Origin of the sequence: Streptomyces sp. DvalAA-14 (genome assembly GCF_900091855.1) — a bacterium.
Taxonomy (GTDB): domain Bacteria; phylum Actinomycetota; class Actinomycetes; order Streptomycetales; family Streptomycetaceae; genus Actinacidiphila.
Map to the genome: position 1 here is coordinate 1 of NZ_FMCH01000565.1, position 11,545 is coordinate 11,545.

10 protein-coding genes and 1 pseudogene are annotated in these 11,545 nt (G+C 71.4%); 1 reads left to right on the top strand and 10 read right to left on the bottom strand.

Features of this window, described 5'->3' with window-relative positions; genetic code table 11:
- Positions 1 to 292 precede the first annotated feature (292 nt).
- The 8 genes from GA0115240_RS30580 to GA0115240_RS30615 all read right to left on the bottom strand — a co-directional run bounded on the left by GA0115240_RS30580 (position 293) and on the right by GA0115240_RS30615 (position 8,657).
- Positions 293 to 907, bottom strand: coding sequence for a hypothetical protein (locus GA0115240_RS30580; protein ID WP_093741740.1), 615 nt, complete (start codon positions 905 to 907; stop codon positions 293 to 295).
- 90 nt (positions 908 to 997) lie between these two features.
- On the bottom strand, positions 998 to 2,449 hold the full coding sequence (gene ahcY / locus GA0115240_RS30585) for an adenosylhomocysteinase (protein ID WP_093741723.1): 1,452 nt from the start codon (positions 2,447 to 2,449) through the stop codon (positions 998 to 1,000).
- 235 nt (positions 2,450 to 2,684) lie between these two features.
- A complete protein-coding gene (locus GA0115240_RS30590) occupies positions 2,685 to 3,644 on the bottom strand; it encodes a cation diffusion facilitator family transporter (protein WP_093741725.1) in 960 nt (319 codons plus the stop codon).
- Positions 3,645 to 3,741: 97 nt separating this feature from the next.
- Entirely contained in the window at positions 3,742 to 4,944 is a 1,203-nt protein-coding gene (manA, locus tag GA0115240_RS30595) for a mannose-6-phosphate isomerase, class I (RefSeq protein ID WP_093741727.1), read from the bottom strand.
- Positions 4,941 to 6,098 carry an SIS domain-containing protein gene (locus GA0115240_RS30600; protein ID WP_093741729.1) on the bottom strand — a complete coding sequence of 386 codons (1,158 nt, stop codon included), beginning with the start codon at positions 6,096 to 6,098 and terminating at the stop codon, positions 4,941 to 4,943. Before GA0115240_RS30600 ends, manA begins: the two co-directional genes overlap by 4 nt.
- Before the next feature lie 126 nt (positions 6,099 to 6,224).
- Entirely contained in the window at positions 6,225 to 6,404 is a 180-nt protein-coding gene (locus GA0115240_RS30605) for a Trm112 family protein (RefSeq protein ID WP_093741731.1), read from the bottom strand.
- 399 nt (positions 6,405 to 6,803) lie between these two features.
- The gene (locus GA0115240_RS30610) at positions 6,804 to 8,162 is read right to left on the bottom strand and encodes a phosphomannomutase/phosphoglucomutase (protein WP_093741733.1); all 1,359 of its coding nucleotides are present in this window, start codon (positions 8,160 to 8,162) and stop codon (positions 6,804 to 6,806) included.
- A 126-nt stretch (positions 8,163 to 8,288) separates the two neighbouring features.
- Positions 8,289 to 8,657 (bottom strand): DUF3499 domain-containing protein, encoded by a 369-nt coding sequence (locus GA0115240_RS30615; RefSeq protein ID WP_093741734.1) that lies wholly within the window; start codon positions 8,655 to 8,657, stop codon positions 8,289 to 8,291.
- Between the two features lie 378 nt (positions 8,658 to 9,035).
- Here GA0115240_RS30615 and GA0115240_RS30620 point away from each other — a divergent pair, with 378 nt between their 5' ends.
- A complete protein-coding gene (locus GA0115240_RS30620; RefSeq protein WP_093741736.1) occupies positions 9,036 to 9,488 on the top strand; it encodes a metallopeptidase family protein in 453 nt (150 codons plus the stop codon).
- Between the two features lie 96 nt (positions 9,489 to 9,584).
- On the opposite strand, the gene GA0115240_RS30625 is transcribed toward GA0115240_RS30620, so the two are convergent.
- On the bottom strand, positions 9,585 to 11,036 hold the full coding sequence (locus tag GA0115240_RS30625) for a DUF5719 family protein (protein WP_093741738.1): 1,452 nt from the start codon (positions 11,034 to 11,036) through the stop codon (positions 9,585 to 9,587).
- A pseudogene (locus GA0115240_RS37425) lies at positions 11,033 to 11,545 on the bottom strand (hypothetical protein); the annotation flags it as partial. The pseudogene GA0115240_RS37425 and the gene GA0115240_RS30625, both read right to left, overlap by 4 nt.

Consider the following 11,545-nt stretch of genomic DNA (forward strand, 5'->3'; position numbering starts at 1 on the left):
TCACCGGCCCCTCCGGGCTTTCCCTTCGTTGTGTCTCCGACTTTAGCAGATGCTTTCCGGTCGGAATTACCACCCCGCGTTTCGGAGACACAAAAAGCCCGCCCTGAGATTTCTCTCGGATTGGCTGATGATGTCTTCGATGAGCGAAGCGGTGGTTGAGCTTAGTCGTTCACGTCCAGACACGTCCAGTTCGTGACAACCGTTCTAACCTACATCCCCGGTGGATCCATGTCAATGAATCTCCCGAGGCGAGTTGAAGAGTAGCAGGCGACGCGCGCCCGACGCACATCCGTCAGGGGAATGTCGAGGGAGGTGTCTCCAGGTCCTCCAGCTCGATGCCCGGCGCGGTGAGGACGACGTCGCCGGCGATGTGCACATCGTGCTGTTCACCGGTCGCCAGGTCGCTCACGAGGAAGTTATCCACAGGCAGCAAACCGCTGTCCGTCGGATGTGCTGTCCTTGTGATCAAGGCCCACGACTGATCGACAGTCAGGGGCGCGAGCACGGGGGGCCGGAATGAGACGAGTCGTACGCGGGTGGCGGGACCGCCGGGCTCGAGTCGGAGGAGCCGCGCGGTGGCGATCAAGAACGCGGGCGAGGCGCCGGTGAAGGCGTGGGCGGGTGCGTTGCCCTCCTGAGCGTGTTCGCCGGCGGGGTCGGTGCGGACCCAGGTGACGCCGTCGAGAGCGGCGGCGCGGACCTGCCAGGCGGAGGCATGCAATTCGAGGCGGATGGGACGGCCCAGCGCGTCGATGGTGAGGTCGATGGAGCCGGCGTGATCGCCGGCGGGAGAGATGGTCTGAGCGGTGTAGCGCCAGCCGGAGGGGCCGGTGGCGCAGTGGAAGTGTTCCGTTCCCAGGGGGGTGTGGTCATGCGTGTCATGGAACGAGTAGCGGCCGCGGGGCATCATCTGGTCTCGGGATTCGGCGAGGCCCCCGCCTCGCGGACGAGACGGGGGCCGGTGCGCGGTGGGTCGTCGGGTGGGTGGCCGCGTGGGTCAGTAGCGGTAGTGGTCCGACTTGTACGGGCCTTCCACCTTCACTCCGATGTAGGCGGCCTGCTCGGGGCGCAGCGTGGTGAGCCGGACGCCGAGGGCGTCCAGGTGGAGGCGGGCGACCTTTTCGTCCAAGTGCTTGGGGAGCACGTAGACGCCGATCGGGTACTCCTCCGGCTTGGTGAACAGCTCGATCTGGGCCAGCGTCTGGTCCGTGAAGGAGTTGGACATCACGAAGGACGGGTGGCCGGTGGCGTTGCCGAGGTTGAGCAGGCGGCCCTCGGACAGCACGATGATCGTCTTCCCGTCCGGGAAGGTCCAGGTGTGGACCTGCGGCTTGACCTCGTCCTTGACGACGCCGGGGATCTTGGCCAGGCCGGCCATGTCGATCTCGTTGTCGAAGTGACCGATGTTGCCGACGATCGCCTGGTGCTTCATCCGGACCATGTCGGAGGCCATGATGATGTCGCGGTTGCCGGTGGTGGTGACGAAGATGTCGGCGGTCTCGACCACGTCGTCCAGCGTGGCGACCTGGTAGCCGTCCATCGCGGCCTGCAGCGCGCAGATCGGGTCGATCTCGGTGATCACGACGCGGGCACCCTGGCCGCGCAGGGATTCGGCGCAGCCCTTGCCGACGTCGCCGTAGCCGCAGATGACCGCGACCTTGCCGCCGATGAGCACGTCGGTGGCCCGGTTGATGCCGTCGACGAGGGAGTGGCGGCAGCCGTACTTGTTGTCGAACTTCGACTTCGTCACCGCGTCGTTGACGTTGATCGCGGGGAACAGCAGGGTGCCGTCCTGCTGCATCTCGTAGAGGCGGTGCACGCCGGTGGTGGTCTCCTCGGTCACACCGCGGATCTCGGAGGCGAGCTGGGTCCACTTCTGCGGGTTCTCGCCGATGGTGCGGCGCAGCAGGCCGAGGACGTAGCCGTATTCCTCGGGGTCGTCGGGAGAGGTGGCCGGCACGGAGCCCGCCTTCTCGAACTCGACGCCCTTGTGGAGCAGGAGGGTGGCGTCGCCGCCGTCGTCGAGGATCATGTTGGGGCCGCCGGTCGGGGTGTTCGGCCAGGTCAGAGCCTGTTCCGTGCACCACCAGTATTCTTCGAGGGATTCGCCCTTCCAGGCGAAGACCGGGATGCCCTGGGGGTTGTCCGCGGTTCCGTGGGGACCGACTGCGACCGCTGCGGCGGCGTGATCCTGGGTGGAGAAGATGTTGCAGGAGGCCCAGCGGACCTCCGCGCCCAGCGCGACCAGCGTCTCGATCAGCACAGCTGTCTGAACGGTCATGTGCAGCGAACCGGTGACGCGGGCGCCCGCCAGCGGCTGAGCGGTGGCGTACTCCGCGCGAAGGGACATCAGGCCGGGCATCTCGTGCTCGGCCAGGGTGATCTCTTTGCGGCCGAATACGGCCAGGGAAAGGTCCGCGACCTTGAAGTCGGCGGTAGAGGTGGACATGCGATCTGCTCCTCGCGGTTGAGGTCGAGGCGGACAGGGATACGGCGCGGCCGGCGAACGGCTTGGGGTGCGACATCCTGCGGACACACCCGTCCCCTTGCGGCAGCGCAATCCGTCGGAGGCCCTCTCTCCCTCGGCCGGTCACCCTGTGGTGACCGCCCGACCGCCATCAGCAGCGACGTCTGGCTGAGGACGAATCTACACCGCTCGACGTACGGGACCCAGTGCGGCGGGGTCAGCGGCCCCCGGGTGTCTGTGCGGGGTCGGAGCCCGCCGCGGCGGCTGTGTCGCTGTAGATGTCGGGTTCGAGGTAGATGACGCGGGCGAACGGTTCGGCGGCGCGGACACGTGCTTCGGCGGCGTCGATGGCGCGGGCGACCTCGGCGGCGGTGTCGTCGTGCTGGACCGCGATTTTCGCGGCGACCAGTAGTTCCTCGGGACCGAGGTGCAGGGTGCGCATATGGATGACATCGGTGACGGTCTCGCCGTCGACGATGGCGGAGCGGATCCGGGCAGCGGATTCCGGGTTCGCGCCTTCACCGATGAGCAGGGATTTGGTCTCGGCGGCGAGGACGAGCGCGATGACGATGAGGAGGCTGCCGATGCAGACGGTGCCGACGCCGTCCCAGATCCCGTTGCCGGTGCCGAGGGCGATGCCGACACCGGCCAGGGCGAGAGCGAGTCCGATGAGCGCTCCGAAGTCCTCCAGCAGGACGATGGGCAGCTCGGGGGCCTTGGCCCGGCGGATGAACTCGATCCAGGAGAGGCTGCCACGGGTGTGGTTGGACTCTTTGATGGCGGTCCGGAAGGAGGATCCCTCGGCGACGATGGCAAAGATGAGGACGCCGACCGGCCAATACCAGTGTTCGACGGAGTGCGGGTGGCGGATCTTCTCGTAGCCCTCGTAGAGGGCGAACATGCCGCCGACGGAGAACAGGACGATGGAGACGAGGAAGGCGTAGATGTAGCGTTCCCGGCCGTAGCCGAAGGGGTGTTCCTCGTTGGCCGCGCGCTTGGCCTTCTTGCCGCCGATCAGGAGCAGTGCCTGGTTGCCGGAGTCCGCGAGGGAGTGAACGCCCTCCGCGAGCAGTGACGAAGACCCGCTGAACGCGAAGGCCACGAACTTGGCCGCGGCGATGGCGAGGTTGGCGCTCAGTGCCGCAATGATCGCCCTGGTTCCGCCTGACGCGCTCATAGGTGCCGGGTGTCCCTTCCGTCGGCCGGGCATGTCGCCGCGCCTGTTCGGGCACAGCGGTCCGACATTCTTGCAGCCCTGGTGGGTTCCGGGGGTGTCAGGCCGCCACGGTGGCACGAAAGACGGTGGCGTCACCGCTGAGTTCGGCCCGTTCGCCGGCTGCGAGGAAGGCGGATTCACCCGCGGTCAGGGTGAGGGCGGTGCCGTCGTCGCTGCGGAGCAGGGCTTCGCCGTGGGTGCACAGCAGGATCTGCGGGGTGCCCCGGTCGAGGGAGCGGGCATCGGCGCCGGGGGCCAGCAGATAGCGGGAGAGGCGGAACTCGTCGATGGGGGCGGCGTACAGCTCCTCACCGTCGGGGGCGGCTTCGGGGCGGAGCACCCCGGGGTCGTCGGCCTCGAAGCGGACGATGCGCAGGAGCTCGGGTACGTCGATGTGTTTGGGGGTGAGGCCGCAGCGCAGAACGTTGTCGGAGTTGGCCATGATCTCGACGCCGAGGCCTTCGAGATAGGCGTGCGGGACGCCGGCGCCGAGGTAGAGGGCTTCGCCAGGTTGGAGGCGGACGTGGTTGAGGAGCATCGCGGCGATGATGCCGCGGTCGCCGGGATAGCTGTGGGCGATCTTGGCGTACGCGGCATAGGCGGCGGCGTGCGGGGCGCCGGGGGTCTCGGCGAGGCGGGCGGCGGCAGCGGTGGCGGCGTGCACGGTGGCGGCCATCTCGTCGGGATCCGCGCCCAGGACGGCGGCGAGGACTTCACGCAGCGCGCGGTCCTCGGGGTGGGCACGCAGGATGTCCACATAGGGGGCGAGGCTGCCGACGCCGAGGGCGTCGATGAGGTCGGCGGCCTCGGTCGGCCGGCGGAAACCGCACAGGCCGTCGAACGGGGAGATCGCCACGAGCATTTCGGGCTTGTGGTTGGCGTCCTTGTAGTTGCGCTGCGGGGCGTCCAGCGGGATCCCGCGGGCCTCCTCGTCGGCGAAACCGGCCTGGGCCTGGGCGAGGTCCGGGTGGACCTGCAGGGACAGGGGCGCGCCGGCCGCGAGCACCTTCAGCAGGAACGGCAGCCGCGGGCCGAAGCGCTTGACGGTGGCCTCGCCGAGCTCGGCGGCGGGGTCGGCGTCGATGACGGCGTCGAGGGGGACCAGGCCGTGGCCGCGGTCGATACGCGAGGGTGCGCCGGGGTGGGCGCCCATCCACAGTTCGGCCTGGGGTGCGCCGGTGGGCTCGGTGCCGAGCAGTTCCGGGATGGCGGTGGTGGATCCCCAGGCGTAGGGGCGGACGGTGTTGAGAAGGCGGTTCATGCCGATGATGGTCTCTCGGTCGAGGCGACGGCGAGGTAAACGGCCGCGAAATCCGTGAGGGCGAGGAGTTCGGCGGCGGTGTCCAGCGGGGTTCCCGCGGAGGTGGAGATCTCGCTGAGCGGGGTGTCGTGGGCGTATGCCTGCTCGCGGGCGGCGGGCGCCGCGGAGGCCGGCTGGTCCGGCGCCTCCTGGAGCAGCACGATGCGCAGCCGCAGGCGGTCGGGCTCTTCCAGTCGGTCGCGGAAGAAGTCGTCGGGGTCGGCTGCGGCCGCCGAGCCGGCGGTTGCCTGGAGCGGGCCGTGGGCGACCAGCGCGGCGGGCAGTTCGGCGCTGAGCGCGGGTCTTCCTGCCCGGGTGGCGAGGAGGGTCGCGAAACGGCGGGCCGCGGCCGCGGCGATCCGGCCCTGGCTCCACAGCAGCGGCAGGGAGTCGTCGAGTTCGGAAGCGAGGGTCTTGGCCGGGTTGCTGTAGGTGGCGACCGCGGGCCCGCAGCGGGTGGCGACGTCGTCGAGGGTGTCGGCGACGGCGCGCAGTGCGGCCGGGGGCGCGCTGAGCAGGCCGATGCGGTCGGTGAGGGCCAGCATGGGGATCAGCAGGGCCCAGAAGGCACCGGTGTCGGCGGCGGGTTCGGCGCCGGGGCCGTAGTCGGTGCTTCGGCCGTTGTCGGCGGGGGCGCTGAAGGGCAGCGCCATTCCGCGGACTTGGGCGACGGCATCGGCAAGGGGCGCCTTGGGCGGGGTGACCGCGGCGGCGGTGCAGCCTCGCCGGTACGCCTGCTCGACCAGGTCGGTCAGGCCCTGTTCGGTGCCTTCGGTACTGAGCAGGAGCAGCAGGTCGAGGGATCCGGCCCAGCCGGGCAGGGTCCAGCGCGATTGCTGCGGGGTGGGCCCGGTGGGCCGGAGGAGCTGGATGGGGCAGGTGCCGGAGCCGAGGGCGGACAGCACGTCGGCGACGGCGGCGGCTTCGGGCCCGCTGCCGGCGATCAGGACAGTGCGGGGCTGGCCGTCGGGGCGCAGTTCGGCGACGCCGGCCTCCTCCGCGAGCCGCAGCGCGGTACGTACCCGGGCGCCTGCGGCGGCGACCCCGCGCAGCAGCCCGTGGACGTCGGCGCGGGCGAGCGCGTCGGAGTCCTCCAGCAGCGTCTCGTCGAACAAAACACGGCCTCCCGGTCGGGTCCAGCGGTGATGCGGGATTGCGAGGTGCGAGTCAAGGTGCAGATGCGGGTGCAGGTGTGGGGTGGAGCTGTGGTGGTCAGCGGTGATGTGAGGACGCAGTGGGCGTCAGGCCGGGCGGCGGGCCTCGTCCACCAGCAGGACGGGGATCTCGTCGCGTACCGGGTAGGCCAGGCCGCAGGTCCCGGAGGTGCACACGAGTTCGTTCGCGTCGGTGTCCTCACGCAGCGGGGCGTGGCACGCCGGGCAGGCGAGGATCTCCAGCAGGCTGGGTTCGACAAGCGGCATGGGTGGTGTCCTCCGGGCGGTGTGCGGCCGAGGGCGGCCGGCGCCGGGGCATCGAGTGCGCGGTGCCGGCCGGCGCTGGCCGGTCGAGGCGGTCGGCGGGCCGCCCACTGGTGGCGGCTCACCGGCTTTGCCCTCAGCCTATCGCCGCGCCCGGGACACCGACGATCCCCGGCGCCCGGCGGCCTCGCGGGCACCGGGCGGGCACTGCGCCTGCGCCTGCGCCTAGGCCGTGTCTGACAAATCCCGCCTGCCCCGCGACGCCTGGCACGCGCGCTCGCTGCGTTGTCGGGGTCGTCCGAGTAGCCCACTACGAGGACACCCCTCCGCCTTGCGATCGCACGCACCAGACGCCGCGGGGCCCCGCCCTGCGGGCGGACGGCGCTATTTGTCAGACACGGCCTAGGCGCGGATGATCCCCAGCACCTGCTCGCTGAGGCGGGCGACGGTGGCGGCGTCGCGGGCCTCGACGTTCAGCCGGAGCAGTGGCTCGGTGTTGGACGCGCGGACGTTGAACCACCACTCGGCGGCGGTGACGGTGAGGCCGTCGAGTTCGTCGAAGGTGACGCCGGGCTGCCCGGTGAAGGCGGCCCGGACGGCGGCGGTGCGGTCGGCCTGGTCGACGACGGTGCTGTTGATCTCGCCGGAGGCCGGATACCGGTCGTAGGAGCTGACGAGCGCGGACAGCGGTTCCTGCTGGGCGCCGAGGGCGGCCAGCAGGTGGAGGGCGGCGAGCATGCCGGTGTCGGCGTTCCAGAAGTCCCGGAAGTAGTAGTGCGCGGAGTGCTCACCGCCGAAGACCGCGCCGGAGGCGGCCATCTCCTGCTTGATGAAGGAGTGTCCGACCCGGGTGCGTACCGAGATCCCGCCGTGCTCGGCGACGACTTCGGGCACCGACCTGGAGGTGATCAGGTTGTGGATGATGGTCGCGCCGGGGTGCTTGGCCAGTTCCCGGGCGGCGACCAGGGCGGTGACCGCGGACGGCGGGACGGGTTCGCCGCGCTCGTCCACCGCGAAGCAGCGGTCGGCGTCGCCGTCGAAGGCCAGCCCGATGTCGGCGCCGGTCTCGCGGACCTTGGCCTGGAGGTCGACGAGGTTCTTCGGGTCCAGCGGGTTGGCCTCGTGGTTGGGGAAGGTGCCGTCCAACTCGAAGTACATCGGCACCAGGTCGACCGGCAGGCCGTCCAGCACGGTGGGCACGGTGTGGCCGCCCATGCCGTTGCCCGCGTCCACCACGACCTTGAGGGGCCGGATGCCGGACAGGTCGACCAGGGAGCGCAGGTAGTCGGCGTACTCGCCGAGCACGTCGCGGGTGCCGATCGTGCCGGGCTCGCTGATCGCGACCGGCACTCCGGTCTCGGACCACTTCTCGGCGAGCGCCCGGATGTCGGCGAGCCCGGTGTCCTGGCCGATGGGGGTGGCGCCGGCCCGGCACATCTTGATGCCGTTGTAGCGCGCCGGGTTGTGGCTGGCGGTGAACACCGCGCCGGGCAGCCCGAGCCGGCCGCTGGCGAAGTAGAGCTCGTCGGTCGAGCACAGGCCGATCTCGGTGACGTCCGCGCCGCGCGAGGCGGCGCCGCGGGCGAAGGCGCTGGACAGGGCGGGCGAGGAGGGCCGCATGTCGTGGCCGATGACGATCGCGTCGGCCTCGGTGACCGTGGCGAAGGCCGCGCCGAGGATCTCGGCGAGCGGTTCGTCCCACTGGTCGGGGACGACACCGCGGACGTCGTACGCCTTGATGATCGACGACAAGTCGGTCACTGCACACCTCTGTCGGACGTGGAGCGGAGCCGGGCGAGGAGCACGGCAGGAGTGGGGCGGCGGGGCGGCGGAGAAACCCGGCCCAGCGGCAAGCCCAGCACAACCTACCGAACGGCGTCCAGGGGGCTACGACTCCGGGGAGCGCAGCACCCGCAGATGGCCGCGCCGGGCCACTTCCTGCGGGTCGATGTCGCGGGTGCCGCCCGATCCGGGGCCCCGCTGCGGCCTGGCCGCCTCCCGAACGGCGTTGGCCAGGGCTTCGAGGTCGTCGCCGCTGGGGACCACCGGGCCGCTGTCCGTCGCCAGCCGGACGACTTCCCAGCCCCGGGGCGCGGTCAACCGCTCGGAGTGCTCGGAGCACAGGTCGTAGCAATGAGGTTCGGCGTAGGTCGCCAGAGGGCCGAGAACGGCCGTGGAGTCCGCGTAGACGTACGTCAGCGTCGCGACGGCGGGACGGCCGCAAGCGGTGCGCGAACAGCGACGGACAGGGCTCACGACGTTGGACGCTACCGCACTCTTGAACGGGCCGCGACGACTCTGCGCCGACTCACCCGCTCGTGTCGCTCGGCGCCCAGGAGAACCAAGCGTCCCAGCCCGCCCGCGCTGACCTGCGGGGACGACGAGGGACGGCCGGGGACGGCGAGAGACAGCGGGTGCATACCCACGGTAAGGCTCTGGGTACAGCTTTTCCCGGGTCGAACGGTTCGGATCATGGATGGCGGAAATTCGTCGCTTCCCGCGCCGGATCCGACTCCGGCGCGGCCGCGGGTCCCGGTGCGTGACGGGCTCCCGGCCGCCCGGCGTTCGCCCGTCGGGCGACAAGGGCAGGATCTATAGCTGTACGGACCTCCTGCGAGGACTAGGCTCACGCTGATGGACAGCTCGGCTCCGACCCCTCCGATCCCTCCCGCGCCACGACCGCGACGCCGCGACCGTCATGGGCGCGGGATGCGTGGGCCCATCGCGCCCCCGCAGGTACCGCTGGCGCTCAGCCGGGCGGACGCCTTCGACGACCTGGTACGGGACGCCGCCGACCGGCTGGAGCGCCGCTGGCCGCAGCTGGCCGATGTGGAGTTCGCCGTCCAGGAGGTGCCCTGGCCGCAGGAGGGCCTGGCCACTGAGGGCGAGCCGGTGCCGCTGGGCCGGCTGATCAGCGCGGCGAAGGACCGGCCGAGCCGGATCGTGGTCTACCGGCGGCCGGTGGAGATCCGCGCCAAGAGCCGCGACGAGCGGGCACTGCTGGTCCACGAGATCGTTGTGGAGCAGGTCGCCGAGCTGCTGGGGCTGTCACCGGAGAACGTGGACCCGAAGTACGGCGAGGACTGAGCGCCCGCACCTCGGGCAGGCCGGCCCCGCGCGCGGAATCGGCCCCCGCGCCGGCCGGTCCGCCCGCTGCGGTCTCGCCCGCTCCCCCGCCCGGGCTCAGCGGTCGAGAATCCGCAGATCCGGATCGGCCTGCGGCACCGACACCGTCCCGTGGTCGTCCGGCATCGGCTGGATGGTGAACATCTGCACCCCTCCCAGTGGCAGCGCCAGCGTCCGCGACGCGTAGAGCTGCCCGCCCGACAGCCGCTCCACGGTCACCGCGAAGCTTCCCTTGAGGCCGCTCGGCTGCGGCGGTGCCATGGCCAGCGTGGTACCGGCCTTGACGGTGACCGTCGTGGTCGCCGCGGTGCCGCCGCGCGAGCCCGCCGACGAGGTGATCCGCACGCCGACGGGCCCGCCGAGCGCGGTCAGCGAGAGCCTGGACGCCTTGGCGCGGTTGTCCGCGACGCTGGCCCGGGTCCCGATCGGCGCGGTCGCGGGCAGCAGGGCGATCTCCTGCTTGGTGCCCTTGCCGCGCGTGATGCGCAGAGCGGCGACCACCGGCACCGGCGTATGGACATCACTCGATCCGATGATCAGCGACCCCGCGTCGCCCTTGGTGACGTTCCCGAGGTCCACCGGCGTGGACATACCGCTCTTGACGTGCAGCGTTTCATGTCCGGCCGGCGTGATCGTGCCGGTCGAGGTGGCGAGCTTCAAGGTGAGGTCGGCATCGTCCGAGCCGGTCGCGAAGGCCACCAGGCGCACATCGGTGGCATCGGCCGGGATGCCGGGCAGCACCAGGCTGGTGGCGGGATCCGCGGCCGGGGCCATCCAGTCGGCGCCGGCCTTGGTGTCGGTGGACTCCAGCAGGGCGCCCACCCGGCCGCTGCGCGCGACCACGTGCACCGTGAGGTCGGCGGCCTTGTCCGCCACGATGGTGGACAGCAGCACCGGCTCGGAGCCGCCGCCCGGCACCGTGATGCCGTCGCCGGTGGATGCCTTGAGCTGGCCGTCGGTGCCGTACAACTCGACATCCACCACCGCGGGCGTCGGGTCGGGGTTGATCAGCTGGACGTAGTCCTGACGGGTGCTCATGGTGCTCGCGCCGGGAAACCAGAACTCGCTGTCCGGGGCCACGCAGGAAGCGCCGAGCAGGCCGCGCCCCTCACCGCTGTCCACGACCGTGGTCTGCTGCACGGTCCAGCCGGGGGCCAGCGAGCCGTCGGCGCTGCCGATCAGGGCGGGCGCGTCGGACTTGTCGGTAGTGGCGGTGACGGGTTTGCCGGCCGCCGCCAGCGGCGCGACCGGCTTCGCCTTGGGGGTGACCGGGACGAGCCGGGCGCTGCCGCCGGTGCCCGATCCCTTGGGGGTGAAGGAGGTGTACTGCGTGGTGGCGAAGTCCGAGGGGGACGGCTCCGGGCAGAGCAGGCTGGTGCGCTGCACGGGCAGCCGGGCCGCCGAGGCCGTAGGGGCCGCGGTGGAGTCGCCCCCGTCGAGCGTGGCCGCGCCGGTCAGGGCGACGAGCGCGATGACCGCGCCGGCCAGGGAAAAGGCGTTGCGGTTCACTGGTGGTCGCTCCCGTCGCGGCGAGGGTCGCCTTCTGGGTAGTAGGCGCCGGGGTCCGGATAGGCGGCCGGGTCGGCGTAGCCCTGCTCTTCGCCGTAGCCCTGCTGCTCGCCGTACTCGGGGCCGTAGCCCTGCTGCGGTACGCCGTAGGCGGCCGGGTCCTCGGGGGCCGGCGCGTAGGGGTCGTAGCCGGGCTGGGCGGGAATGTAGCCGTAGCCCTCGCCGTACGCGGCCTGCTGTTCCTCGTACGTGCCAGGTGCCGGGGCCGGCGCCGGGACCGGCGGGTACTGGCCGTCCCACTGCTGCCCGGATTCGGCGCCGTGGACGTAGTTCGGGTCCTGGTAGCCCTGCTCCGGGTAGCCGTAGCCGGGCTCGGTGCCGGCCGGAACGGCGTAGGGGTCGTACCCGCTGTGGGCGGGCTCGTACGGGTTCTGTTCGTACCCGTCCGGCTCGTAGGCGTCCGGTTCGTAGGCGTCCGGCGCGGCCGCGTCCTCCGTGCCCGGGAGCGG